Genomic DNA, 23,303 nt, shown 5'->3' on the forward strand with positions numbered 1-23,303 from the left:
GGGTCCCCTCACATGTGGACGGGCGGCGGGTGTCAGACGGACACCTTGCCCGCGGCGAAGGTGCGGGCCGTGTCGGCGACCCGCCGGCCGAGGTGCTCGGCAGTGGCGATGTCGGCCTTGTGGACGGCGTCCGGGCCGAGGTCGGTCGGGGTCTGGGCGCCGGCGCCGGCGGAGAAGCCCAGGCGGTTGAGGTCGTTCTCGGAGGACTCGCTGCTGTTCCAGCCGGGCTTCAGGCCGAGGTTGACCCAGGTCATGCCGTGCTGGCCGGCGAGGGTCTGGAAGAACTGCAGGGTCTGCTGCTTGTCGCCGCTCTTGGAGCCGGAGTTGGTGAAGCCGGCGGCGATCTTGTCCAGCCAGGCGTTGGTGAACCAGCGCTTCGAGGTGGCCTCGGCGAACTGGTGGAAGGCGCCGGAGGCGGTGCCCATGTAGGTCGGGGACCCGAAGACGATCGCGTCGGAGGCGTCCAGCAGCTCCCACTCGGCTTCGGTGATCTCGTCGACCTTGATCAAGTGGGTGACGGCACCCGCGTCGGCGGCGCCGGCACGAACGGCCTCGGCGAGGACGGTCGTGTGTCCGTAACCGGAGTGGTAGGCGATGGAGACGACGGGGCTGGTCACAAGGGACTCCTCGAAGGACTGTGCAGGGGGACGACCAGAAGTAGAGCACTAACTTATAGATAGCGCAAGATTTTGGTTAGCGCCCTTCCCCTGGTAAGCGCTGTGCGGGAGTACGGTGGTGTCATGACCGACGACCTCCCCTACGACGTTTTCGCGCGCACCTGCCCCTCGCGCTGCACGCTGGAGCACGTGACGGGCCGCTGGGGCAGCCTGACCCTGGGTGCCCTGCACGCGGGGACGTTCCGCTTCAACGAGCTGCGGCGACGGGTCGACGGCGTCAGCGAGAAGATGCTGTCGCAGACGCTGCACGCCCTGGAGCGGGACGGTCTCGTCCACCGGGAGGCCCAGCCGACGAACCCCCCGCGGGTCGACTACCGGCTCACCCCGCTCGGCCGGGAGATCGCGGAGCAGCTGATCGGGCTGATCGAACTGCTGGAAGGGCGGATGGACCAGGTGGAGGCGGCGCGCACGAGCTACGACGCGGAACGTGCGACGGCCGACGGCGCCTGACCGCAGGACGGCACCCGGAACTCGGGCGGGCCACGGTGCGCACCGGGCAGGCAGTCCCCGGAGCGCGGACCGTGGTCCGTGGCGTGTGGTGCCCGGAACTCAGACCGCGGTGCGCGGCGGGCGCTGGCAGCGCGGGCAGAAGTAGCTGGACCGGTTCATCCAGGCCCGCCGCCGCATCGGGGTGCCGCAACGGCGGCAGGGCTCGTCCTCCCGCCCGTAGGCATCGAGCGAGCGGTCGAAGTAGCCGGACTCGCCGTTGACGTTCACGTACAGGCTGTCGAAGCTGGTGCCGCCGGCGTCGAGTGCGGCGTTCATCACGTCCCGGACGTGACCGAGCAGCTCGGCCGAACGCGGACGGTTCAGGGTGGCCGTGGGGCGGTCGTAGTGGAGCTTCGACCGCCAGAGCGCCTCGTCCGCGTAGATGTTGCCGACGCCGCTGATCAAGGACTGGTCGAGCAGCGCCCGCTTGATGGTGGTGCGGCGCAGTCGGAGGGCGCTCTGGAAGGCGGAGTCGTCGAACGCCGGGTCCAGCGGGTCGCGGGCGATGTGCCCGATGACGTCCGGCAGTCCGTCGGGAGTCTGGTCGTGGAGCGAGAGCCCGCCGAAGGTGCGCTGGTCGACGAAGCGGAGTTCGGTGCCGGCGGCGTCGTCGAAGCGGACCCTGATGCGCAGGTGCTTCTCGTCCTCGGCGCCCTCCGGCTGGACGAGCAGCTGGCCGCTCATGCCGAGGTGTCCGAGCACGGCCGTACCGGTGTCGGCGAGCGGCAGCCAGAGGTACTTGCCACGACGGCGCGCCCCCTCGAAGCGCTGTCCCTCCAGCCGTGCCGCGAAGTCCTCGCCCCCCGCCGGATGGCGCCGCACGGCCCTCGGGTGCAGGACCTCGACCTCGGCCACGGTCCGTCCGGCGACCCAGCGCTCCAGACCGCGCCGTACGACCTCGACCTCGGGCAGCTCGGGCACGGCGACTCCTCCGGACGTCTTCGACAGCGGCTCAACCCTACCGCCGCAGAACATCCGGAAAGGACGAGAACCCCGTCTCCGGACGGGTCCGGGGACGGGGTTCTCAGGAAGCGGGGGCAGCCGTCAGGCCGACGTCCGGTTCGCGGTCGGAGAGGGGTCGGCGACCTCTCCCGTGCCCGCTTCGGCTGCGGCCTTGGCCGCGGCCTCGCGCTCGTCCGCTGCCGCGCGGATGGCGCGCCAAGCGGATTCCGCCGCCTGCTGTTCCGCTTCCTTCTTGCTGCGGCCAGTGCCGGTGCCGTACGAGACACCACCGACGCGGGCGGCAGCGGTGAAGGTCTTCTCGTGGTCCGGGCCCTCTTCGGAGACGAGGTACTCGGGAACACCGAGTCCCTCGGCCGCGGTGAGTTCCTGGAGACTGGTCTTCCAGTCCAGCCCCGCACCGAGGTTCGAGGACTTCTCGATCAGCGGGTCGAAGAGCCGGTGCACCAGCTCGGCCGCCGCTTCGAGGCCCTGGTCGAGATAGACCGCACCGATCACCGCTTCGAGGGTGTCGGCGAGGATGGACGCCTTGTCCCGGCCGCCCGTGCCCTCTTCGCCCCGGCCGAGCCGGATGAAGGAGCCGAGTTCGAGGCCGCGACCGACCTCCGCCAGTGCACGCGAGTTGACCACCGCGGCCCGCAGTTTGGCCAGCTGGCCTTCCGGCAGGTCGGGGTGGGTGCGGTACAGCGTGTCCGTGACCACCAGACCGAGCACGGAGTCCCCGAGGAACTCCAGTCGCTCATTGGTGGGCAGACCGCCGTTCTCGTACGCGTACGAGCGGTGGGTCAGCGCACGCACCAGAAGGGCGGACTCGAGCTGATACCCGAGCCGCCCTTCCAGAAGCGTGTGGGACGAGGCTGCGCTGATGTTCTCAGACATCGTGCCTCTCACCAGCCACTCAGACCGAGAGGACCTGGCGCTTGTTGTAGGTGCCGCAGCTCGGGCACGCGATGTGCTGCTGCTTCGGCTCCTGGCAACGCTCACACGAAACCAGGGTGGGGACCGCAGCCTTCCACTGCGACCGGCGGTGGCGCGTGTTGCTGCGCGACATCTTCCGCTTCGGAACAGCCACGGCTACTTCTCCTGCTTCTCGGCGGCGCTTCGGACGTCCCCGTCAGAGGCTTTGCCGCTCATGTTGTCCTTCTCATCGGTTCCCAGCGAACCGGCGAGTCCCTGCAGTGCCGCCCAACGGATGTCGACGGCTTCATGGTGGTGGTCCGGGTTCTCGTTCAGGTTGGTTCCGCATTCGGAACACAGCCCCGCACAGTCCTCCCGGCACACCGGCTGCATCGGCAGTGCGAGCACCACCGCATCACGCAGCACGGGTTCGAGGTCGAACATGCCGTCCTCGAGGGGGATCATGTCCTCGTCGTCCTCGGCTTCGTCGTCCGCGACCGCCTTGGAGCGGCCCCGGTCGTCGGAGTCGGGGTACGAGAACATCTCCTGGAAGTCCACGTCGAGGTCGATCTCGACGGGCTCCAGACACCTTACGCACTCCCCCTCGGCCGATGCACGGGCGGTGCCTGTGACGAGCACCCCTTCCATGACCGACTCGAGGCGGAGGTCGATCTCCACCGGAGAGCCCTCGGGCACTCCGATGACTCCTTCGACGCCGAACTCCCCGGGGGCCTCGGCCGAGCGGGAGAGCCGCTGGAGCGCACCGGGACGCCGCCCCAGCTCGTGCGTGTCGAACACGAGGGGGTTGCGGTGGTCGAGGCGCGTACTCAGGGCTCTTCCTGCTTTCGGATCGTTCTGCTTCGTGGAGGAGGCTGCCGGACGTGGGCAGCAAGGATCGCGGACATAGCGCGACCGAAGGGCCAGGATACTGGACGCTTCGCCCAGCGCCCAATCCGGCCCCCGCCCGCTACTGGCCCTGTTCGTAGCGGCGCAGTTGCTCCAGGTCGATCATGCCGGTGTCGAAGAAGCTGGTCTCGTCGAGCGCGGCGACCTGCTGCGGCTGGTGGGGCTGGCCCTGGCCCTGGGGGTCGTACTGCTGCTGCTCGTAGCCGTACTGCCCCTGGTACGCGTAGGGATCGGGCTGCTGGTAGCCGTAGGCGTCCTGCGCCTCGTAGGGCGCGGCGTAGGTCGCTCCGGCGGGGGCGGCACCCGTGCCGGAGTAGGCCGGATCCTGCTGCGGGTAGCCGTACGGGTCGGGCTGCTGGGCGGGGATCTGCGGCTGCGCCGGCTCCGGGTCGGAGAGCCCTTCGAGCCCGGCCAGGTAGTCGGCACCGCTGGTGTGCGCCGCGGGGCCGAGGCTGTCCTGGGCGGCCATGTGCTCGCCGAGGGCATCGGTGGCGATCCGGCCGTGCAGCTTCTGCCGACCCCGCCCGACGGCCTCCAGGGTCTTGCTGAGGACGGCTTCGAAGGCGCCGAGCTTGGCGTCCACGTAGTCGTCGGCCCGCTGGATCAGCGTCTGCGGGTCGGCGCTGTACTCGGGGGCGTCCGCGTCGGCATAGCCGTCCTGGTCGAGCCCCGGGCCGCGGCCGAGGAGCTTCTCGCGCCCGCGGTCGACGGAGCCGATGGTCTTGTTGAGCACGACCTCGAAGTTGGCGAGCTTGGAGTCGACGTAGTCGTCGGCCTCGGCCCGCACCTCTTCGGCCTCGCGGCGGGCCTCGGCGAGGATCCGGTCGGCCTCCTCCTGCGACTCCCGGGCGACCTGGGTGTCGGAGACGATCGACCCCCGCTCGGCGTGCGCGGCTTCGATGATCCGCTCGGCCTCCTGGCGGGCCTGCTGGACCATCTGCTCACGGTCGCCGATCAGCTCCTGGGCCTGGGCGAGCGAACCGGGCAGGGCCTCGCGCACCTCGTCGAGCATGGCGAGCAGTTCGGCGCGGTTGACCACGCAGGATGCCGACATCGGCATGGAGCGGGCGCCCTGCACGGTCGCGACGATCTCGTCGAGCTTCTTCTGGACGTCCACCTGGTGCTCGCCACTCTCTACAGCTGGATGGAGACGGACGGGACGACTGTAAGGGCAGTCGGCGCCCGTCCGACACCAAGTGACGGAGCGTCAGTGGCGGTGGCCGCGCGTCATCCCTGTGCGAGCCGCTCGGTCAGCCGGGGAAGCACCGTCGGCGGCACGAGGTGGGACACGTCCCCGCCCCAGGCCGCGACCTCCTTGACCAGGGAGGAAGAGAGGAAGCTGTACGTCGGATTGGTGGGGACGAACAGGGTCTCCACGCCCGAGAGGCCGTTGTTCATCTGGGCCATCTGCAGTTCGTAGTCGAAGTCGCTGACCGCGCGCAGGCCCTTGACGATCGCGGGGATGTCGCGCTGCTTGCAGAAGTCGACGAGCAGGCCGTGGAAGGACTCGACCTCGACGTTGCCGAAGTCCGCGGTGACCTCGCGGATCAGCTCCATCCGCTCTTCGACCGTGAAGAGGCCCTTCTTCGACTGGTTGATCATCACTGCGACGTGCACGACGTCGTACAGCTTGGAGGCACGGGCGATGATGTCGAGGTGTCCGTTGGTGATGGGGTCGAATGACCCCGGACAGACGGCGCGGCGCAACTTGGGTCCCTCGCTCTCCGGTCCGGTCATCGTGCGTCTTCGCACGTAGAGGCGGCGCGACCGTACCAAAACGTTCCCTCGCCGTAGCGACGGGACCGCAGGGCCTCGAATCCGGCCGGCCAGCCGAACTCTCCGCCTCGGGTGCTGCGCTCCACCGTGACGAGGGCATCCTCGCTCAACCAGCCCTCCGAGCGCAGTGTGAGGAGAATCTCGCGGAGATCGGCGTCCGTGACGGCGTACGGCGGGTCGAGGAAGACCACGTCGTACGGTTCTGCCGGGGCCGCGCCCGCCACGACCTGCTCGGCCCTCCCGGTGCGGAGTTCGGCTCCGGGAAGCCCGATCGAGCGGACGTTCTCCCGGATCGTCTTCGCCGCACGGGGGTCGGCCTCGACGAGGAGGGCGTGGACCGCGCCCCGGGAGAGCGCCTCCAGGGCGACGGCTCCGGAACCCGCGTACAGATCGGCCACCCTGGTCCCGTCGAGGGTGCCGAGCAACGCCTCCCACGTGGAGAAGAGGCCCTCGCGCGCCCGGTCGGAGGTGGGGCGGGTGCCGTTGCCAGGCGGCACGGCCAGGCGGCGCCCACCGGCGGTGCCGGCGATCACGCGGGTCATCGGTGTCCTCGTTCTCCCTGAGCCGTTGCGTCAAGCCCCAGCTTATGGCGGTTGCCGGGGCCCCGTGGTCAGCCCTTCTCCAGGTACTCCTCCCGCTCCTCGCTGAGCAGGGCGTCGAGCGCGGTGCGCAGGCCCGGGTGGGCGGTGAGGTCGGGGTCGTCGAGGACCAGTGCGGTGGCCTCCTCCCGGGCGGCGGCGATGACCTCCTCGTCGTCGATGACGGTGAGGACCCGCAGGGAGGACCGGACGCCCGACTGGGCCTGTCCGAGGACGTCGCCCTCGCGCCGCTGTTCGAGGTCGATGCGGGAGAGCTCGAAGCCGTCGAGGGTGGTGGCGACGGCGTTCAGCCGCTGCCGGGCGGGGCTGGCCTCGGGCATCTCGCTGACGAGGAGGCAGAGCCCGGGAGCCGAACCGCGACCGACCCGGCCGCGCAGCTGGTGGAGCTGGGAGACGCCGAAGCGGTCGGCGTCCATGATGACCATGACGGTGGCGTTGGGCACGTTGACGCCGACCTCGATGACGGTGGTGGCGACGAGGACGTCGACCTCGCCGGCGGCGAAGCGGCGCATGACCCCGTCCTTGTCGTCCGGATGCATGCGACCGTGCAGCACGGCGATCCTCAACCCGGCGAGGGGGCCGGTGCCGAGCCCCTCGGCGACGTCGAGGACGGCGAGCGGCGGGCGCTTCTCCGCCGCGTCCTCCGGGGACGCCTTGGCCTTCTTCTGGTCCTCCTCGTCACCGATGCGGGGACAGACGACGTACGCCTGGTGCCCGTTCCCGACCTCCTCGCGGACCCGCTCCCAGGCACGGGCCAGGAAGTGCGGCTTGTCGGCGGCGGGCACGACGTGGCTGGCGATCGGGGAGCGGCCGGCCGGCAGCTGGTCGAGGACGGAGGTCTCCAGGTCCCCGAAGACCGTCATGGCCACCGTGCGCGGGATCGGGGTGGCGGTCATCACCAGGAGGTGCGGCGGCTGCTTCCCCTTGCCCCGGAGCGCGTCCCGCTGTTCGACGCCGAAGCGGTGCTGTTCGTCGACGACGACCAGGCCCAGGTCGTGGAACTTGACCTTGTCCTCGATCAGCGCGTGGGTGCCGATGACGATGCCCGCCTCGCCGGTGACCAGGTCGAGCAGGGCCTGGCGGCGTGCGGCGGCGCCCATGGAGCCGGTGAGCAGGACGACCTTGGTGGCGCGCTCGGCGCCGCCGAGCATTCCGCCCTCGGCGAGCTCACCCATCATCTCGGTGACCGAGCGGTGGTGCTGCTGGGCGAGGACCTCGGTGGGGGCGAGCATCGCGGCCTGCCCACCGGAGTCGACGACGGCGAGCATCGCGCGCAGCGCCACCATCGTCTTGCCGCTGCCGACCTCTCCCTGGAGGAGGCGGTGCATGGGGTGCTCGGTGGCAAGGTCGTCGAAGATCTCCGCGGACACCTTCCGCTGGCCCTCGGTGAGGGTGAAGGGCAGGGTGGCGTCGAAGGCGTCGAGGATGCCGTCGGGGACGGGTCTGCGGGGGACGGCGGGCAGCTGGGTGTCGGCGTGCCGGCGGCGGGCGAGGGCGACCTGCAGGACGAACGCCTCGTCCCACTTGAGTCGCTCGCGGGCTTCGGCGACGTCGGCCTTGGTGCGCGGTCGGTGGATCTTCCGCAGGGCCTCGGGCAGCTCGGCGAGGCCGCGACCGCGGCGCAGGGCGGGCGGCAACGGGTCGGCGGCATCGGCGGCGCTCGGCAGGACGGCGTCGACCGCCTTGGCGATCTTCCAGGACTCCAGCTTGGTGGTGGCGGGGTAGATCGGGATGAGGGCGGCGGCCCAGGCGTCGACGGCCTCCCCGCCGTCGCCGCGGAGCAGTTCGTAGGCGGGGTGGGCGAGCTGGAGGCGCCGGTTGAAGAGCGAGACCTTGCCGGCGAACATCGCACGGGTGCCGGGCAGCAGGTCCTTGTGCGGCTTGTGCACTCCCTTGCCGAAGAAGACCAGCTGGAGACGGCCGCTGCCGTCGGTGATGGTCACTTCGAGGCGCTGGCCCCGCCCCTTGGAGCCGTTGAAGGTGAGCACCCGGGCGTCGGCGACCTGGGCGACCACCGTGACGTGCTCGTCGAGCGGGAGGTCGGCGAGCGTGGTCAACTCCCCGCGCTCGGCGTACCGGCGGGGGTAGTGGTGGAGCAGGTCCCCGACCGTGTGCAGGTCGAGCGCCTCGGCCATGACCTTGGCGGTGGCGGGGCCGAGGGACTTCTTGAGCGGTTCGTCGAGCGCGGGCACGTGCTCCATTGCACACCACGGGACCGACAGTCGTACCGAAGGCCGTGGACGACCCCCGGGAACGCCGCCTATTCCACCCCGATGAGCAGCGGCGGAGCTCCCGCGCCCGCGTGGTACGTGGTGGTGTCCACGGCGAGGTAACCGCGGCGGACGTGGCGCTCCAGGTCGGGAGCGAGCTCGGGCGGGGTGTCGTCGGCGACGACGAGGGTGACGAGTTCGCCGCCCGCCGAGAGCATGCGGTCCAGGACGGTGCGGGCCGTCTCGGTCAGGTCCTTGCCGATGACGGCGACGTCGCCCTCGATGAGGCCGAGGACGTCGCCTGCCTGGCACACGCCGGCCGAGGTGAAGGACTGGCGTTCGGCGACGGCGAGTTCGGCGTAGCGGGTGGCTCCGGCGGCGGCCGTCATGGCGACGACGTCCTCGTCGAAGCGCCGGTCGGGTTCGTGGACGGCGAGGGCCGCGATGCCCTGGACTGCGGCCCTGGTCGGGATGAGCGCGACGCGGATGCCTTCGGCCCTGGCGCGTTCGGCGGCGGCGGCAGCGGTCTGGCGGAGGTCGGTGTCGTTGGGCAGCAGGACGACCTCGCGTGCGTGCGCCCGTCGGATCGCCTCGACCAGTTCGTCGCCGGCGGGCGGCTCGCCGGGCCTGGCGCGGACCGTGGTGGCACCGGCCTCTGCGCAGAGGCCGGCGAGGCCCTCGCCGGGGACGACGGCGACGACCGCGCGGGGGGCGCGTTCCCCCCGGCCGTGAGCCGTCGCCTCCGCGGCCCCCGCGGCCACGAAGTGGGTGACGCGGATGCGGTGGGGCCGGCCGGCCTCGACACCGGCCTCGACGGCGGCGCCCGCGTCATCGACGTGGACGTGGACGTTCCAGAGCCCGTCGCCGCCCACGACGACCAGGGACTCCCCCAGTGCGTCGAGCCGGGCCCGCAACAGCTCCACGGCTTCGTCCGTCGCCTCCAGGAGGTAGATCACCTCGTAGGCGGGTCCGGTCTCCCCGTCACAGGGCCCGACGGCCCGCACGACCCCGGGCGCCCGGGCGCCGCCGGGTGCGGGATCCGTGCGGTCCGGGGCCTGACCGCAGACGGTCTCCACCAGTGCCCCGAGGACCGCGACCAGGCCGCGTCCACCGGCGTCGACGACTCCGGCCCGACCGAGCACGTCGAGCTGCCCGGGGGTCGCCTCCAGTGCCGTCCGGGCGCTGTCGTGGGCCCGCACGGCCACCTCCGCGAGCTTCCCGCCGGCCTCGCAGCCGACCGCGGCGGCGGTCGCCACGGTGAGGACGGTGCCCTCCACGGGGCGGGCGACGGCCCGCCGTGCGGCGGCGGCGGCCTCGGCGAGGGCGCGGGCGAGGTGATCACCGTCACGTCCTTCGGTGAGGACGGAGGCCATGCCCCGCAGGAGCTGGGCGAGGATGGTGCCGGAGTTGCCCCGGGCGCCGAGGAGGGCGCCGTGGGCCATGGCCCGTACGGTCTCGGTGGTGTCGGGCACGGAGGCGGCGAAGACCGCTTCGACGGCCTGGTGGGCGGCCTCGGCCGTCAGGTACAGGTTGGTGCCGGTGTCCCCGTCCGCGACCGGGTAGACGTTGATCGCGTCGATCTCCTCGCGCTCCCTCCCGAGGGCGTCGAGGGCCCGCGCGCACCAGGACCGGACCGCTTCGGCGTCGAGCTCGACGAGCTCCTCGTCGGACTGAAGGGCTCGCGACAACGGGGGGTCCTCCTTCGGCGGTGAGCTCACCGCAGGGTAGACCGGGGTCGTCCCGCTCGTGACCGGGGCCCGGGGCGAGGTCCGCGGAGACCATGGTAGTTTCGTTCCACGGAAGCAGGCGTTGTATGCTGCTTCGGTTGCCCGGTTCAATCCGGGCCGTTCCCCGGCAAGCCACTTCAGACTCCTGATTCCGGTGCGCCGGATTTCACCGTAATTCTGAAGTCTTTGGAGTGACCCGTGGCTGCCAACTGCGACGTCTGCGGCAAGGGGCCGGGCTTCGGCAACAACATTTCGCACTCGCACCGCCGTACGTCCCGTCGCTGGAACCCGAACATCCAGCGCGTGCGTGCCGTGGTCGGTCGGACGCCGAAGCGGCTCAACGTCTGCACCTCGTGCATCAAGGCCGGCAAGGTCTCGCGCTAATTGCGACGTTCCGTCGTAGCGCAGCCCCTGCGGTTGCCTTGAGAGGCCGGTTCACCCAGGTGAACCGGCCTCTTGCCATGCCCGGACGCCGTGCCCGGGGCCGCTGCTGAGGAGTCGGCGGCCCGGCCGTCACCCCCGGAAGCGCCACCCGTGGTCGACCGGGCCGATGCCCTCGCCCAGCGCGAATCCGCCGGCGAGGGCTCCCGTCACGTACTCCTTGGCCCGACGGACGGCCTCCGGCACCGCGAGGCCCCGGGCGAGTCCGGAGGCGACGGCCGAAGCGAGCGTGCAGCCGGTGCCGTGGGTGTGCCGGTTGTGGTGGCGCGGGGCCCGCAGCCAGAGCTCTTCGGTGCCGTCCGTGAGCAGGTCCACGGCTTCTTCGCCGGACGGGAGGTGTCCTCCCTTGATCAGGGCCCAGCGCGGCCCGTACGCGAGGACGGCGTCCGCCGCCCCCCGCATGTCGCCCTCGGTCGCCACCCGGACCCCCGTGAGCTGCGCCACCTCGTCGAGGTTGGGCGTGGCGACGGTGGCGAGGGGCAGCAGCTTGCTGCGCACGGAGTCGAGCGCGGCCTCGGCGAGGAGCGGGTCCCCGTGCTTGGAGACGCCCACCGGGTCGACGACCACCGGTGTCCCGGGTGTCCCGGCGAGCAGTTCGGCCACGGTCTCCACGAGGGCGGCGGTGGCCAGCATGCCGGTCTTCACGGCCTGGACCCCGATGTCGTCGACCACGGCGCGGTACTGGGCCCGCACGGCCTCCGCCGGTAGTTCCCAGACTCCCTGGACGCCCCGTGAGTTCTGCGCGGTGACGGCGGTGAGCACGCTCATGCCGTGCACGCCGAGCGCGAGCATGGTCTTGAGGTCGGCCTGGACGCCCGCGCCGCCGCCGGAGTCGGATCCGGCGACGGTGAGGACGAGCGGGGGTCGGGAGGTCACTCCGTCTCCCCGAAGTGGTCCCAGCCCCCGGCGCTGTGCCAGGGCGCACCGTCCACGGTGACCTGGGGCAGCGCCGAGGGGTGGAGGACCTCGCCGATGACCTTCCAGCGGGCGGGCAGCTTCACCTCGGGCGGGAAGGTGGCCACGATGGCGTGGTCCTCCCCGCCGGTGAGCACCCACTGCAGGGGGTCGACCCCGACGGCCTGGCCGATGTCGTTCATCTGGGTGGGGATGTCGATGAGCCCGGAGCGGAGGTCGATGCGGACCTTGCTGGCTTCGGCGATGTGCCCGAGGTCGGCGATGAGGCCGTCGCTGACGTCGCACATGGCGGTGGCGCCGAGGCCGGCGGCGGCGGGGCCGGCGTGGTACGGCGGCTCGGGCCTGCGGTGGGCCTCGACGAAGGCGCGGGGGGAGCGGAATCCGCGGGAGAGGACCGCGTATCCGGCGGCGGACCAGCCGAGCCAGCCGGTGTAGGCGACGACGTCGCCGGGCTGGGCGCCGCCCCGGGTGACCGGATCGTGGTTGCGGAGGTCGCCGAGGGCGGTGATGGAGACCATGATCGTGTCGCCGCGGACGACGTCGCCGCCGACCACGGCCGCGCCGGCGACCTGACATTCGTCGCGCAGCCCGTCCATCAGTTCGGTCGGCCAGGTGACGGGGAGTTCGGCGGGCACGACGAGGCCGAGGAGGAGCGCGGTGGGCACCGCGCCCATGGCAGCGATGTCGGCGAGGTTCTGCGCGGCGGCCTTGCGGCCGACGTCGTAGGCCGTCGACCAGTCGCGACGGAAGTGCCGTCCTTCGAGGAGGATGTCCGTGCTGGCCACCACCCGCCGGTCGGGGGCGGACACGACCGCGGCGTCGTCGCCGGGCCCGATCCGCACCGCCGGGGTGGAGGTGAGCCGGGACGTGAGCTCCCTGATGAGCCCGAACTCGCCCAGTTCTCCGACTGTGCCCTTCACCGCGTCTCACCTCGTGTCTTCGTGCCGGCCGGCGGGCGGGGGCGCGTCGTCGCGCGCCGCGGGTCGCGGGCCGTCACCGTGCTGGGTACCGTCAAGTAGACCGTCAACTTCTGTCCTGCGTACGCCACGCCCCGGGCGCCTCCGGACGCGCGGGTCTCCCCGCGGCCCGCGGCGACGCGGTACCGTGGCGTCTCTTTCTCCCACAAGATCCTCGTGGTCGCCCTGGAGGTTCCGTGGTTCAGGCGTACATCCTCATCCAGACCGAGGTGGGCAAGGCGTCGACCGTCGCCGACACCATCTCCAAGATCCCGGGGGTCATCCAGGCCGAAGACGTGACCGGTCCGTACGACGTCATCGTGCGCGCGCAGGCGGACACCGTTGACGAGCTGGGCCGCATGGTGGTCGCCAAGGTCCAGCAAGTGGACGGCATCACGCGCACCCTCACCTGCCCGGTCGTTCATCTGTAGCCCCCGTCTACGCTTGGCCGGTGACGTCTTCCCACCGGCCCTTCGGCCTGCCCGCCGCCGTAGCGACCGCCGTCCTGCTGCTGGCCGCTGCCGGCTGTTCCTCGCCGGACGCCTCGGCGTCCGTCGCGGTACCCAGTCCCCCGGCGGAGGAGGCCGCCTTCTGCCAGGTCTTGGCGAAGGAGCTCCCCGACACCGTGGCGGGGCTGGGGCGGAGTGACCCGGAGCCCGGCTCCGAGTTGACCGCCGGGTGGGGTGACGGTGCGATCGTACTGCGCTGCGGGGTCCCCCGACCCGAAAAGATGAGCGATCCCCAGGTGCGGGCCGTCTCCGCCGACGGCGTCCGCTGGATGCTGGAGCAGCGCGAGGGCACCGGCCCCCGTTTCACCTCGGTGTACCGGAAGGCCTATGTCGAGGTGGCCTTGGACGGGCGGTACGCGCACGACGCCGGTCCGCTCGTGGACCTCGCCGTCCCGGTGGCGAAGGCGGTTCCCTGCGCGCTCGAACCGGAGTGCGGATAGCCGCACTCCGGCCGTCGTGCTCCACCGCCTCCGGTGCGGGCCCGCAGGAGGGTTCCGCTAGCGCAGTCCCGTGGAGCGGGTCAACGCGGCCTGGATGAGCCGGTCGACGAGCTCCGGGTAGCTGACGCCGCTCTCCTGCCACATGCGGGGGTACATGGAGATGGGCGTGAAGCCCGGCATGGTGTTGATCTCGTTGATGACGAAGTCGCCCTCTTCGGTGAGGAAGAAGTCGGCGCGGACCAGGCCCTCGCAGGACACGGCCTCGTAGGCGGCGACGGCGAGGCGCTGGACCTCGGCGGTGGCCTCGTCCCCGATGGGGGCGGGCACGATGCCGGAGGCCGAATCGATGTACTTCGCCTCGAAGTCGTAGAAGTCGTGGTCGGTCACCGGGGGGATCTCGGCGGGCACGCTGGCACGCGGTCCGTCCTCGAACTCCAGCACCCCGCACTCGATCTCACGGCCGCGCAGCAGCGACTCGACGAGGATCTTGGGGTCGTGGCGGCGGGCCTCCTCGATGGCCTCGTCCAGGCCGGAGAGGTCGTCGACCTTGGTGATGCCCATGGAGGAGCCGCCGCGGGCCGGCTTCACGAAGAGGGGCCAGCCGTGCTCGGCGGCGAACTCGACGATCTTCTTGCGGGCGGCGGCCGGGTTCTGCTCCCACTCGCGGGGCCGGATGACCTCGTACGGTCCGACGGGCAGGCCGAAGGAGACGAAGACCCGCTTCATGTACTCCTTGTCCTGACCGACGGCGGAGGCGAGGACGCCCGCGCCGACGTACGGGACCCCGGAGAGCTCCAGGAGTCCCTGGAGGGTGCCGTCCTCGCCGTACGGGCCGTGGAGCATCGGGAAGACCACGTCGACCTCTCCGAGGGCCCTGGGCACGCTGCCCGGCTCGGTGAGGACGACCTCGCGGTTGGCCGGGTCGACGGAGAGGACGACGCCGCCCTCCTCGGACTCCGCCAGTTCGGCGACGTTCGGCAGGGCGCGGTCGGCGATGGCCATCCGCTCGGGGGCGTCGGCGGTGAGCGCCCAGCGCCCGTCCGTCGTGATGCCGATGGGCAGCACGTCGTACTTGTCCCGGTCGATGGCGCTCAGGACGGCGCCCGCCGTGACGACGGAGATGGCGTGCTCGGAGCTGCGTCCGCCGAAGACGACGGCCACGCGCGGCTTGCGGGGGCTCTGGGTGTTCTCGCTCATATCGCGATGAGGGTACCTTGCGGTTCCCGAACTCCTGAGCGCCCCGCTGCCCCCGCGCGCGTACGGCGCAGTGGCGGCCCCGCACGGCTCAGCGGCGCTCGGGCTTCGCGCTGCGCGACATCAGTTCCTTGAGGGCCACGACCGGGGGCTTGCCGTCGTGGACGATCGAGACGACGGTCTCGGTGATGGGCATGTCGACGCCGTGGCGCCGGCCCAGATCGAGCACCGACTCGCAGGACTTGACCCCCTCGGCGGTCTGCTTGGTGGCCGCGATGGTCTCCTGGAGGGTCATCCCGCGACCGAGGTTGGTACCGAAGGTGTTGTTCCGGGAGAGCGGCGAGGAGCAGGTGGCGACCAGGTCCCCGAGGCCCGCGAGCCCCGAGAAGGTGAGCGGGTCGGCTCCCATGGCGAGGCCGAGGCGGGTCGTCTCGGCGAGGCCGCGGGTGATGAGCGTGGCCTTGGAGTTGTCCCCGAGGCCCATGCCGTTGGCGATGCCGACCGCGAGTCCGATGACGTTCTTCACGGCGCCGCCCAGCTCGCAGCCCACCACGTCGGTGTTGGTGTACGGGCGGAAGTACGGGGTGATGCAGGCGGCCTGGAGCCGCCGGGCGACCGCCTCGTCGGAGCAGGCGACGACCGAGGCGGCGGGCTGGCGGGCGGCGATCTCCTTGGCCAGGTTGGGGCCGGTGAGGACGGCCACGCGGTCGGCGGGCACGTCGGCGACCTCGGTGATGACCTCGCTCATCCGCTTCGCCGTGCCGAGTTCGACGCCCTTCATGAGGGAGACGAGGACGGTGTCCGGGGCGAGCAGGGGCTTCCAGGCGGCGAGGTTGCCGCGCAGGGTCTGGGAGGGCACGACCAGGACGGTGAAGTCGGCGTCCCCGGCGGCCTCGGCCGGGTCCGCGGTGGCCGTGATCCCCTGCGGGAGTTCGACGCCCGGGAGGTAGTCGGGGTTGGTCCGGGTGGCGTTGATCTCCTTCGCGAGGTCCGCGCGGCGGCCCCAGAGGCTCACCTCGCACCCCGCGTCGGCGAGCACCATCGCGAAGGCGGTGCCCCAGGATCCGTTGCCGAAGACGGCTGCCTTGGTCACTTGCTGCTCTCCCCCGCGGCCTTGCGCCGCTGCTCCTCACGGGCCTTGCGGTGGTCGTACGGCTCGGCGGGCGCCTTCTCCCCGCGGACCTCCTCCAACAGGGCGGTGACCGCGGCCATGATGACCTCGGTGGCCTCGCGGAGCACCTCGGGCGTCGGTTCGAGGCCCTGGAAGCGGGAGAGGTCGACGGGCGGACCGGCCTGCACGATCAGGGTCTTGCGGGGGAACAGCCGGAGCTTGTTCTCCCTGGCGTACGGGGGCATCGCGAGGTTGGCGCCCCATTGGGCCACGGGGATGACGGGGGCCCGGGTGAGCAGCGCGACGCGAGCGGCACCGGTCTTGCCCGCCATGGGCCACATCTCGGGGTCCCGGGTGAGGGTGCCCTCGGGGTAGAAGGCCACGCATTCGCCGCGCTCGATGGCCTCGACGGCGGCCCGGAAGGCGTCCAGCGCGTTGGTCGTCTCGCGGTAGACGGGGATCTGGCCGGTGTTGCGGAGCATGGTGCCGACGAAGCCGCCCTTGAAGAGGCCCGCCTTGGCGAGGAAGCGCGGTACCCGACCGGTGTTGTACTGGTAGTGCGCGTAGGACAGCGGGTCCAGGTACGAGTTGTGGTTGACCGCCGTGATGAAACCCCCGTCGGCCGGAATGTGCTCCGTGCCGCGCCAGTCCCTCTTGAACAGAACCACCAGGGGGGGTTTGGCAATGACCGCCGCGAGGCGGTACCAGAAGCCGATTCTGCGGCGGGACACTCGAACACCTTTCTCCGGGACTGGCTGGCAGGGGGTCAAGTGTCGCCCCATGCTCCTGGTCTGTCGAGTGACACCGTACGCCCCGGGGCCGCCAGCGGGCCGCGTGGGCGGGACAGAATGGGACCCGATGAACCCGAAGCCCACCGACGCCCACGACGGCTGGTCCCTGGTCGTGCCCCTGAAGCCGCTCGCCCTGGCGAAGAGCAGGCTCGCCCCGGCGACGGGGGCCCGCCTGCGCCCCCGGCTCGCCCTGGCGTTCGCCGAGGACACCGTGGGTGCGGCGCTGGACTGTGCGGGGGTGCGCGATGTGGCGGTCGTCACGGACGACCCGACGGCCGGGGTCGCGCTCGCGGCGCTGGGGGCCCGGATCGTGCCCGATGCACCGGCGTCCGGGCTCAACGCGGCGCTCGTGCACGGGGTCCGTGCCGTGCGCTCCGGTCGACCGCACGCACGCGTGGCGGCGCTCAACGCGGATCTGCCGGCACTCCGCCCCGCGGAGCTGACCCGGGTGCTGGACGCCGCCAGGAATTTTCCCAGGGCTTTTCTCGCGGATGCTGCCGAAATCGGTACGACATTCCTCTCAGCAGCTCCGGAGGTGGAATTGGAACCCGCATTCGGGGGCGCATCGCGGCTGCGGCATTTGTCGTCGGGCGCCGTGGAAATCAGGCTCGCCGGGGTGGATTCCGTACGCCGGGACGTGGACACCGGGGAGGACCTGGCGGCGGCCCTGGCCCTGGGGCTCGGTCCGCGGACGGCCGCCCGGTGGTTGACGGCGGCCGGATAGGCTGCGGTCCATGCAGGCGACCGCGTTCACATACGACTCCGAGACCCGCAGCGGCAGTGTGCTGCTCGACGACGGCACCCCCGTGGAGTTCGGGTCGGACGCCTTCGACGCGGGCGGGCTGCGCTTGCTCCGACCGGGGCAGCGGGTGCGGATCGAGACCGAGCCGGGCGCTCCGGGTGCCGCCCCCCGCGTCACCCTGGTGACGCTCCAGACCTTCTGAGGCCGGAACCGCAAGGGTCCCGTCCGGACGCGCCGCGGGCCGGGCTCCCCTCGGGGAGCCCGGCCCGGCGGATCGGTACCGCGCGCGTCCTACTTCTTGGCGGCGGCCTTCTTGGCGGTGGTCTTGCGCGCCGTCGTCTTCCTGGCGGGCGCCTTCGTCGCCGTGGCCTTCTTCGCGGCCGGCGCGGTCTTCTTCGCCGCGGCCTTGGTCGCCTTCTTCGCGGCGGCCGCGGTGGTCTTCTTCGCCGGGGTCGCCTTCTTCGCGGCGGCCTTCGTGACCTTCTTCGCGGGCGTCGCCTTCTTCGCGGCGGCCTTCGTGACCTTCTTCGCGGGCGTCGCCTTCTTCGCGGCGGCCTTCGTGACCTTCTTCGCCGGGGTCGCCTTCTTCGCGGCGGCCTTCTTGGCGGTGGTGGCCTTCTTCGCCGCGGCCTTCTTCACGGTCGCGGAGGCACCGCCGGTGAGGCTGCCCTTGGGGGCCTTCTTGACGGAGACCTCACCGCCCTTGGGGAGCTTCTTGGAGCCGCTGACCAGGTCCTTGAAGCCCTGACCTGCACGGAAGCGGGGGACGGAGGTCTTCTTCACACGGACCCGCTCACCCGTCTGCGGGTTGCGGGCGTAGCGGGCCGGCCGGTCGACCTTCTCGAACGAGCCGAAACCCGTGACCGAGACCCGGTCGCCGGCGACCACGGCACGCACGATGGCGTCGAGCACGTGGTCGACGGCATCGGCGGCCTGCTGACGACCGCCCATCTTGTCGGCAATCGCTTCTACGAGCTGCGCCTTGTTCACGTCTTCCCCTTCGGAGACATTGCCAGAACGAAAGTGTTCAAGCTTTTTCGCACGTTAGGCATGTATATACCGCAAATCAAACACGAAACGGTCTAATCACCCTAGTGCCGCAACGCGGAAGTCCCGCTGCGGAGTTCTTGGTGTCAGTCGTCCTCTGGGAATCGGCCCTCATCGAGGTCCTTCATCAACCGGTCGAGGCGCGTTGCCGCGCCCTTGAGATCGTGCTTCGCCGCGGCCGTGACGACCAGCAGCTTCCGGGACAGCGTCATCCTTACGCCCTCCGGGACTTGCAGTGAGCGCACCTTGGCGTGCGCTTCCTTCAATCGGGCGGCGACTGCCTCGTAGAGCTCGAGTTGGCTGTCGCGTTCCATGCACCGATTGTGCCATCTAGGGCGAGTTGTCGCCCGACGGGGTCTCAACAAGCGACTGCGCCCCCCACCGGACGGTGGGGGGCGCAGTCGTGGAAAAGCGCTGCTCAGACGGTAATTGTACGGGGCTTGAAGGCCGGTCGGGCCGCCTCGTACGCCGCGATGTCGGCTTCGTTCTGAAGGGTGAGGCTGATGTCGTCCAGCCCGTTCAGCAGACGCCAGCGGGCGTTCTCGTCGAGCTCGAAGTCGGCGTCGATGCCGGCGGCCAAGACCTTGCGGGCCTCCAGGTCAACGGTGACCTCGGCGGCCGGATCGGCCTCGGTCAGTTCCCAGAGGGCATCCACCGTCTCCTGCGGGAGGACCACGGTCAGCAGACCGTTCTTCAGCGAGTTGCCGCGGAAGATGTCCGCGAACCGGGAGGAGATGACCGTCTGGAAGCCGTAGTTCTGGAGCGCCCAGACGGCGTGCTCGCGGGAGGAGCCGGTGCCGAAGTCGGGGCCGGCGACCAGGACCGTGGCGCCCTGCCGCTCGGGGCGGTTGAGGACGAACTCGGAGTCCTTGCGCCAGGCCTCGAAGAGGCCGTCCTCGAAGCCGTCCCGGGTGACCTTCTTGAGCCAGTGCGCCGGGATGATCTGGTCGGTGTCGGCGTTGCTGCGGCGCAGCGGAACGGCCCGACCGGTGTGCGTGGTGAAAGCTTCCATGGTTCCTCAGACCCCCGCGGTGGTGGCGACGTCGGACAGATCGGCAGGGGAGGCCAGGTGGCCCAGCACGGCGGTGGCTGCGGCGACCTGGGGGGAGACCAGGTGGGTCCGGCCGCCCTTGCCCTGCCGCCCCTCGAAGTTGCGGTTGGAGGTGGACGCGGAGCGCTCACCGGGCGCCAGTTGGTCGGGGTTCATGCCCAGACACATGGAGCAGCCCGCGTGCCGCCACTCGGCGCCGGCCTCCTTGAAGACCTGGTCCAGCCCCTCCTCCACGGCCTGGAGGGCGACCCGGACCGAACCGGGGACGACCAGCATGCGGACGCCGTCGGCGACCTTGCGGCCCTCCAACAGGGAGGCCGCGTTCCGCAGGTCCTCGATGCGCCCGTTGGTGCAGGAGCCTACGAAGACGGTGTCGACCTTGATGTCGCGCAGCGGCTGTCCGGCGGTCAACCCCATGTACTCCAGGGCCTTTTCGGCGGCCAGGCGCTCCGAAGCGTCTTCGTACGAAGCGGGGTCGGGGACGTTCGCCGAAAGCGGCGCGCCCTGGCCGGGGTTGGTGCCCCAGGTGACGAACGGGGCCAGCTCGGCCGCGTCGATGACGACCTCGGCGTCGAAGGTCGCGTCCTCGTCGGACCTCAGGGTCTTCCAGTACGCGACGGCGGCGTCCCACTCCTCGCCCTCGGGTGCGTGGGCGCGGCCCTTCAGGTAGGCGAAGGTGGTCTCGTCGGGGGCGATCATGCCCGCGCGGGCGCCGGCCTCGATCGACATGTTGCAGATGGTCATCCGGGCCTCCATCGAGAGCTTCTCGATGGCGGAACCGCGGTACTCCAGGATGTAGCCCTGGCCGCCGCCGGTGCCGATCTTCGCGATGATCGCCAGGATCAGGTCCTTGGCGGTGACGTCCTCGGGCAGTTCGCCGTCGACCGTGATGGCCATGGTCTTGGGCCGGGCCAGCGGCAGCGTCTGGGTGGCGAGCACGTGCTCGACCTGGCTGGTGCCGATGCCGAACGCCAGCGCACCGAAGGCGCCGTGCGTGGAGGTGTGGGAGTCTCCGCAGACCACGGTGGTGCCGGGCTGGGTCAGACCCAGCTGGGGGCCCACGACGTGGACGACGCCCTGCTCGACGTCGCCGAGCGGGTGCAGCCGGACGCCGAACTCGGCACAGTTCTTGCGCAGGGTCTCCAGCTGGGCGCGGGAAACCGGGTCGGCGATCGGCTTGTCGATGTCGAGGGTGGGGGTGTTGTGGTCCTCGGTGGCGATGGTCAGGTCGAGCCGCCGCACCCGCCGACCGTTCTGCCGGAGGCCGTCGAAGGCCTGCGGGCTGGTCACCTCGTGCAGCAGGTGCAGATCGATGAAGAGCAGATCGGGCTCGCCCTCGGCGCGCCGGACGACGTGGTCGTCCCAGACCTTCTCCGCGAGTGTCCTACCCATCGCTTTCCCTCCGGCCGACGTCTACGCCGGCACAACTAGAGACCCGTTCCGCGGGCCGTTGTGCGGCCGCACCACCAGAGTGACAAGGTCCTCGGAAAATTGAACTTGCGTTTCACAGAGTGAGACGCGAATATCGTTGCATGGACAACTCTAGCGGCGTAGGCGTTCTCGACAAGGCAGCCCTTGTCCTGAGCGCCCTGGAGTCCGGTCCGACCACCCTCGCAGGACTGGTCGCGGCGACGGGACTCGCACGACCCACGGCCCATCGTCTCGCCGTGGCACTGGAACACCACCGGATGGTGGCGCGCGACATGCAGGGCCGGTTCATCCTGGGACCGCGCCTGGCGGAGCTCGCCGCCGCGGCCGGCGAGGACCGCCTGCTCGCGACCGCGGGCCCGGTCCTGACACACCTGCGCGACGTCACCGGCGAGAGCGCCCAGCTCTACCGGCGCCAGGGTGACATGCGCATCTGCGTGGCGGCGGCCGAGCGGCTCTCCGGCCTGCGGGACACCGTCCCGGTGGGCTCGACGCTGACCATGAAGGCCGGCTCGTCCGCGCAGATCCTGATGGCCTGGGAGGAGCCCGAGCGGCTGCACCGCGGCCTCCAGGGCGCCCGCTTCACGGCAACGGCCCTGTCGGGCGTGCGACGCCGCGGATGGTCCCAGTCGATCGGCGAGCGGGAACCGGGCGTGGCGTCCGTCTCCGCCCCCGTGCGCGGCCCCTCCAACCGCGTGGTGGCGGCGGTCTCGGTATCGGGCCCCATCGAGCGCCTGACGCGCCACCCGGGCCGCATGCACGCCCAGGCCGTCATCGACGCCGCCGCCCGCCTCTCCGAGGCCCTCCGCCGCAACGGCTGACCGCCTCCCGCCCCTGTTCGTTTCCGGCCCACCGCTCCAACGCCGCAGCGGTGGGCCGGAGTTGCGTGTCGGAACACGTACAGCGAAGAAGCCCTCCCCCGAAGGGAAGGGCTTCTTCTGTGCGTACCCCCGACCGGATTCGAACCGGCGCTACCGCCTTGAGAGGGCGGCGTGCTAGGCCGCTACACAACGGGGGCAAGATCTACCGCCAAACGAGGTACTCGCATGGCTTTACTACGCTGGCCTACCTGGACTCGAACCAAGACTAACTGAACCAGAATCAGTCGTGCTGCCAATTACACCATAGGCCACTGGCGGTTTAGACCAGTTGGTACCCCCGACCGGATTCGAACCGGCGCTACCGCCTTGAGAGGGCGGCGTGCTAGGCCGCTACACAACGGGGGCCCTAGCGATCCTGCATCAAGACCACCGGGAGCTACCCAAGTGATCCTGCGGGAAGGATCTGTACCCCCGACCGGATTCGAACCGGCGCTACCGCCTTGAGAGGGCGGCGTGCTAGGCCGCTACACAACGGGGGCTTCGTGGATGCCATCCACAGGTGCAGATGAGCTCTGCGAGCTGGCCTACCTGGACTCGAACCAAGACTAACTGAACCAGAATCAGTCGTGCTGCCAATTACACCATAGGCCACCGGGACAACCTCCCCCACCAGGGGGATCTTGTTCGGCTTGCGCTTTCCGGGTTCTTGCCTTTCGGCTTGTTCCCCTCGGCGCAGAAAGAACACTACCCGAAGGTGGACGGTGCTCCAAAACGGGTATCCCCGCGGAGCAGGGCGGGGAGCTGATGGAGGTCGGTGATCCGGTCCAGCTCCGGCCGACCGCCCGTGTCGGCGCGGTCCAGCCAGATCCCCCGCAACCCGGCTTCCTCCGCTCCCCGGGCGTCGATGTCGGGCTGGTCGCCCACGTACGCCACCTCCTGCGGGGGCAGGTCGAGGGCGGCGCAGGCCACGTGGAAGGCCTCCCGGGCCGGCTTGGCCACTCCGAGTTCGGCGGCGCACAGCACGACCTCGAAACGGTCCCGCACGCCCAGGACCCGGAGCTTCCGGTCCTGGTTGTGGATGCTGGAGTTCGACAGGACCGCGTGCCGGTACTCACCCGCCAGGAGGTCGAGCACCGGCAGCGCGTCGGGGAAGAGCTCCCAGGCGGCCTCGTAGTGGGCGACGTACCGCTCGAACCAGTCGTCGGCCTCGGCACCGAGCAGTCCGGGCTCTTCGAGGAAGTCCCGGACCCGGTCCCTGCGCTGCTCCAGGAAGTCGACCCCGCCGGCCTCGAACCGCCGCCAGTGCAGCGTGGTGAGTTCCCGCCAACGGTGAAGGGCCCGGTCGACGGAGTCGTCCCCGCCCGCCAGGCCCTCGGCCGTCAAGTGCGCGCTCATGCCGGCGCGGTCGGCCCGGGCGTAATCGAAGATCGTGTCGTCGACGTCCCACAGCACCGCGCGGATGGCCATGCCCCGACCGTACCGCGCGGGAGGGGCGGACGGGGGGCGATCGTGCGGGGCGGCCCCGTGGTGCGACCGGGCGTCCTCCGCGGTGGGGTTCACGACCGGACGACGCTCCCCCGGCCGCCGGCCGACGGTGAGGGGAACGGAACGGGGGC

Annotated in this window: 27 protein-coding genes and 5 tRNA genes; 7 read left to right on the forward strand and 25 right to left on the reverse strand. The window is 71.0% G+C overall.

Annotated features, from left to right (window positions below):
• Positions 1-32: 32 nt before the first annotated feature.
• The gene (locus ACFW2Y_RS23080) at positions 33-617 is read right to left on the reverse strand and encodes a flavodoxin family protein (RefSeq protein WP_384882339.1); all 585 of its coding nucleotides are present in this window, start codon (positions 615-617) and stop codon (positions 33-35) included.
• Between the two features lie 123 nt (positions 618-740).
• Between ACFW2Y_RS23080 and ACFW2Y_RS23085 the strand changes: the two genes are divergently transcribed.
• Positions 741-1,127 carry a winged helix-turn-helix transcriptional regulator gene (locus ACFW2Y_RS23085; protein ID WP_384882342.1) on the forward strand — a complete coding sequence of 129 codons (387 nt, stop codon included), beginning with the start codon at positions 741-743 and terminating at the stop codon, positions 1,125-1,127.
• Positions 1,128-1,226: 99 nt separating this feature from the next.
• Here ACFW2Y_RS23085 and mutM read toward each other — a convergent pair whose 3' ends face one another.
• The 9 genes from mutM to ACFW2Y_RS23130 all read right to left on the reverse strand — a co-directional run bounded on the left by mutM (position 1,227) and on the right by ACFW2Y_RS23130 (position 10,202).
• Complete coding sequence (mutM, locus tag ACFW2Y_RS23090; protein ID WP_384882345.1) at positions 1,227-2,087, reverse strand: bifunctional DNA-formamidopyrimidine glycosylase/DNA-(apurinic or apyrimidinic site) lyase; 861 nt, start codon at positions 2,085-2,087, stop codon at positions 1,227-1,229.
• Positions 2,088-2,210: 123 nt separating this feature from the next.
• A complete protein-coding gene (gene rnc / locus ACFW2Y_RS23095; RefSeq protein ID WP_384882348.1) occupies positions 2,211-3,005 on the reverse strand; it encodes a ribonuclease III in 795 nt (264 codons plus the stop codon).
• A 19-nt stretch (positions 3,006-3,024) separates the two neighbouring features.
• The gene (rpmF, locus tag ACFW2Y_RS23100) at positions 3,025-3,198 is read right to left on the reverse strand and encodes a 50S ribosomal protein L32 (protein WP_030496967.1); all 174 of its coding nucleotides are present in this window, start codon (positions 3,196-3,198) and stop codon (positions 3,025-3,027) included.
• Positions 3,199-3,200: 2 nt separating this feature from the next.
• Positions 3,201-3,854 (reverse strand): YceD family protein, encoded by a 654-nt coding sequence (locus ACFW2Y_RS23105; protein ID WP_384882406.1) that lies wholly within the window; start codon positions 3,852-3,854, stop codon positions 3,201-3,203.
• A 136-nt stretch (positions 3,855-3,990) separates the two neighbouring features.
• The gene (locus tag ACFW2Y_RS23110; protein WP_384882350.1) at positions 3,991-5,046 is read right to left on the reverse strand and encodes an ATP synthase F0 subunit B; all 1,056 of its coding nucleotides are present in this window, start codon (positions 5,044-5,046) and stop codon (positions 3,991-3,993) included.
• A 110-nt stretch (positions 5,047-5,156) separates the two neighbouring features.
• On the reverse strand, positions 5,157-5,636 hold the full coding sequence (gene coaD, locus ACFW2Y_RS23115) for a pantetheine-phosphate adenylyltransferase (protein WP_384882409.1): 480 nt from the start codon (positions 5,634-5,636) through the stop codon (positions 5,157-5,159).
• A 26-nt stretch (positions 5,637-5,662) separates the two neighbouring features.
• Entirely contained in the window at positions 5,663-6,247 is a 585-nt protein-coding gene (gene rsmD, locus ACFW2Y_RS23120; RefSeq protein WP_384882353.1) for a 16S rRNA (guanine(966)-N(2))-methyltransferase RsmD, read from the reverse strand.
• Positions 6,248-6,315: 68 nt separating this feature from the next.
• Positions 6,316-8,505, reverse strand: a complete 2,190-nt coding sequence (gene recG / locus ACFW2Y_RS23125) for an ATP-dependent DNA helicase RecG (RefSeq protein WP_384882356.1) — start codon at positions 8,503-8,505, stop codon at positions 6,316-6,318.
• Between the two features lie 59 nt (positions 8,506-8,564).
• Entirely contained in the window at positions 8,565-10,202 is a 1,638-nt protein-coding gene (locus tag ACFW2Y_RS23130) for a DAK2 domain-containing protein (RefSeq protein ID WP_384882359.1), read from the reverse strand.
• Between the two features lie 237 nt (positions 10,203-10,439).
• Here ACFW2Y_RS23130 and rpmB point away from each other — a divergent pair, with 237 nt between their 5' ends.
• Positions 10,440-10,625, forward strand: coding sequence for a 50S ribosomal protein L28 (gene rpmB / locus ACFW2Y_RS23135; protein WP_003957616.1), 186 nt, complete (start codon positions 10,440-10,442; stop codon positions 10,623-10,625).
• 129 nt (positions 10,626-10,754) lie between these two features.
• Here rpmB and thiD read toward each other — a convergent pair whose 3' ends face one another.
• Entirely contained in the window at positions 10,755-11,558 is an 804-nt protein-coding gene (thiD, locus tag ACFW2Y_RS23140; RefSeq protein WP_384882362.1) for a bifunctional hydroxymethylpyrimidine kinase/phosphomethylpyrimidine kinase, read from the reverse strand.
• Entirely contained in the window at positions 11,555-12,517 is a 963-nt protein-coding gene (locus ACFW2Y_RS23145) for a thiamine-phosphate kinase (RefSeq protein ID WP_384882365.1), read from the reverse strand. Before ACFW2Y_RS23145 ends, thiD begins: the two co-directional genes overlap by 4 nt.
• Before the next feature lie 233 nt (positions 12,518-12,750).
• On the opposite strand from ACFW2Y_RS23145, the gene ACFW2Y_RS23150 reads away from it, so the two are divergent.
• A complete protein-coding gene (locus tag ACFW2Y_RS23150; protein WP_017947604.1) occupies positions 12,751-12,984 on the forward strand; it encodes an Lrp/AsnC family transcriptional regulator in 234 nt (77 codons plus the stop codon).
• A 20-nt stretch (positions 12,985-13,004) separates the two neighbouring features.
• Positions 13,005-13,502 carry a DUF3515 domain-containing protein gene (locus tag ACFW2Y_RS23155; RefSeq protein ID WP_384882368.1) on the forward strand — a complete coding sequence of 166 codons (498 nt, stop codon included), beginning with the start codon at positions 13,005-13,007 and terminating at the stop codon, positions 13,500-13,502.
• A 57-nt stretch (positions 13,503-13,559) separates the two neighbouring features.
• On the opposite strand, the gene ACFW2Y_RS23160 is transcribed toward ACFW2Y_RS23155, so the two are convergent.
• The 3 genes from ACFW2Y_RS23160 to ACFW2Y_RS23170 all read right to left on the reverse strand — a co-directional run bounded on the left by ACFW2Y_RS23160 (position 13,560) and on the right by ACFW2Y_RS23170 (position 16,538).
• Positions 13,560-14,699, reverse strand: a complete 1,140-nt coding sequence (locus ACFW2Y_RS23160; RefSeq protein ID WP_384882371.1) for a D-alanine--D-alanine ligase family protein — start codon at positions 14,697-14,699, stop codon at positions 13,560-13,562.
• 88 nt (positions 14,700-14,787) lie between these two features.
• On the reverse strand, positions 14,788-15,789 hold the full coding sequence (locus tag ACFW2Y_RS23165) for an NAD(P)H-dependent glycerol-3-phosphate dehydrogenase (RefSeq protein ID WP_384882374.1): 1,002 nt from the start codon (positions 15,787-15,789) through the stop codon (positions 14,788-14,790).
• Positions 15,786-16,538, reverse strand: a complete 753-nt coding sequence (locus ACFW2Y_RS23170; protein ID WP_384882378.1) for a lysophospholipid acyltransferase family protein — start codon at positions 16,536-16,538, stop codon at positions 15,786-15,788. The genes ACFW2Y_RS23165 and ACFW2Y_RS23170 overlap by 4 nt, the downstream gene beginning before the upstream one ends.
• 127 nt (positions 16,539-16,665) lie before the next feature.
• Between ACFW2Y_RS23170 and cofC the strand changes: the two genes are divergently transcribed.
• Entirely contained in the window at positions 16,666-17,322 is a 657-nt protein-coding gene (cofC, locus tag ACFW2Y_RS23175; protein ID WP_384882381.1) for a 2-phospho-L-lactate guanylyltransferase, read from the forward strand.
• Between the two features lie 10 nt (positions 17,323-17,332).
• The gene (locus tag ACFW2Y_RS23180) at positions 17,333-17,542 is read left to right on the forward strand and encodes a hypothetical protein (protein ID WP_384882384.1); all 210 of its coding nucleotides are present in this window, start codon (positions 17,333-17,335) and stop codon (positions 17,540-17,542) included.
• Positions 17,543-17,631: 89 nt separating this feature from the next.
• Here ACFW2Y_RS23180 and ACFW2Y_RS23185 read toward each other — a convergent pair whose 3' ends face one another.
• The 4 genes from ACFW2Y_RS23185 to leuC all read right to left on the reverse strand — a co-directional run bounded on the left by ACFW2Y_RS23185 (position 17,632) and on the right by leuC (position 20,830).
• Entirely contained in the window at positions 17,632-18,330 is a 699-nt protein-coding gene (locus ACFW2Y_RS23185; protein WP_384882388.1) for an HU family DNA-binding protein, read from the reverse strand.
• Positions 18,331-18,473: 143 nt separating this feature from the next.
• Positions 18,474-18,701, reverse strand: coding sequence for a hypothetical protein (locus ACFW2Y_RS23190; protein ID WP_384882391.1), 228 nt, complete (start codon positions 18,699-18,701; stop codon positions 18,474-18,476).
• Between the two features lie 104 nt (positions 18,702-18,805).
• On the reverse strand, positions 18,806-19,399 hold the full coding sequence (gene leuD / locus ACFW2Y_RS23195) for a 3-isopropylmalate dehydratase small subunit (RefSeq protein ID WP_384882394.1): 594 nt from the start codon (positions 19,397-19,399) through the stop codon (positions 18,806-18,808).
• Positions 19,400-19,405: 6 nt separating this feature from the next.
• The gene (leuC, locus tag ACFW2Y_RS23200; protein ID WP_384882397.1) at positions 19,406-20,830 is read right to left on the reverse strand and encodes a 3-isopropylmalate dehydratase large subunit; all 1,425 of its coding nucleotides are present in this window, start codon (positions 20,828-20,830) and stop codon (positions 19,406-19,408) included.
• A gap of 140 nt (positions 20,831-20,970) precedes the next feature.
• Here leuC and ndgR point away from each other — a divergent pair, with 140 nt between their 5' ends.
• A complete protein-coding gene (ndgR, locus tag ACFW2Y_RS23205) occupies positions 20,971-21,687 on the forward strand; it encodes an IclR family transcriptional regulator NdgR (protein WP_384882400.1) in 717 nt (238 codons plus the stop codon).
• 124 nt (positions 21,688-21,811) lie between these two features.
• On the opposite strand, the gene ACFW2Y_RS23210 is transcribed toward ndgR, so the two are convergent.
• The 6 genes from ACFW2Y_RS23210 to ACFW2Y_RS23235 form a co-directional block, all read right to left on the reverse strand.
• Positions 21,812-21,884 (reverse strand) — tRNA-Glu (locus tag ACFW2Y_RS23210).
• Between the two features lie 42 nt (positions 21,885-21,926).
• A tRNA-Gln gene (locus tag ACFW2Y_RS23215) sits at positions 21,927-21,998 on the reverse strand.
• An 18-nt stretch (positions 21,999-22,016) separates the two neighbouring features.
• Positions 22,017-22,092, reverse strand: a tRNA-Glu gene (locus ACFW2Y_RS23220).
• A gap of 61 nt (positions 22,093-22,153) precedes the next feature.
• Positions 22,154-22,226, reverse strand: a tRNA-Glu gene (locus tag ACFW2Y_RS23225).
• Between the two features lie 40 nt (positions 22,227-22,266).
• Positions 22,267-22,338 (reverse strand) — tRNA-Gln (locus ACFW2Y_RS23230).
• A 93-nt stretch (positions 22,339-22,431) separates the two neighbouring features.
• Positions 22,432-23,154: an HAD family hydrolase gene (locus tag ACFW2Y_RS23235; RefSeq protein ID WP_384882403.1), complete on the reverse strand. Its 723-nt coding sequence runs from the start codon at positions 23,152-23,154 to the stop codon at positions 22,432-22,434.
• Between the last annotated feature and the right edge of the window lie 149 nt (positions 23,155-23,303).

The organism is Streptomyces sp. NPDC058877, from assembly GCF_042742855.1.
GTDB lineage: Bacteria > Actinomycetota > Actinomycetes > Streptomycetales > Streptomycetaceae > Streptomyces.

Coding starts and splice junctions, on each gene's coding strand:
- ACFW2Y_RS23085 (WP_384882342.1), top strand. CDS start 741: ATGACCGACGACCTCCCCTACGACGTTTTCGCGCGCACCTGCCCCTCG.
- leuC (WP_384882397.1), bottom strand. CDS start 20,830: ATGGGTAGGACACTCGCGGAGAAGGTCTGGGACGACCACGTCGTCCGG.
- cofC (WP_384882381.1), top strand. CDS start 16,666: ATGAACCCGAAGCCCACCGACGCCCACGACGGCTGGTCCCTGGTCGTG.
- rsmD (WP_384882353.1), bottom strand. CDS start 6,247: ATGACCCGCGTGATCGCCGGCACCGCCGGTGGGCGCCGCCTGGCCGTG.
- ACFW2Y_RS23190 (WP_384882391.1), bottom strand. CDS start 18,701: ATGGAACGCGACAGCCAACTCGAGCTCTACGAGGCAGTCGCCGCCCGA.
- recG (WP_384882356.1), bottom strand. CDS start 8,505: ATGGAGCACGTGCCCGCGCTCGACGAACCGCTCAAGAAGTCCCTCGGC.
- leuD (WP_384882394.1), bottom strand. CDS start 19,399: ATGGAAGCTTTCACCACGCACACCGGTCGGGCCGTTCCGCTGCGCCGC.
- ACFW2Y_RS23235 (WP_384882403.1), bottom strand. CDS start 23,154: ATGGCCATCCGCGCGGTGCTGTGGGACGTCGACGACACGATCTTCGAT.
- ndgR (WP_384882400.1), top strand. CDS start 20,971: ATGGACAACTCTAGCGGCGTAGGCGTTCTCGACAAGGCAGCCCTTGTC.
- rnc (WP_384882348.1), bottom strand. CDS start 3,005: ATGTCTGAGAACATCAGCGCAGCCTCGTCCCACACGCTTCTGGAAGGG.
- ACFW2Y_RS23160 (WP_384882371.1), bottom strand. CDS start 14,699: ATGAGCGAGAACACCCAGAGCCCCCGCAAGCCGCGCGTGGCCGTCGTC.
- ACFW2Y_RS23180 (WP_384882384.1), top strand. CDS start 17,333: ATGCAGGCGACCGCGTTCACATACGACTCCGAGACCCGCAGCGGCAGT.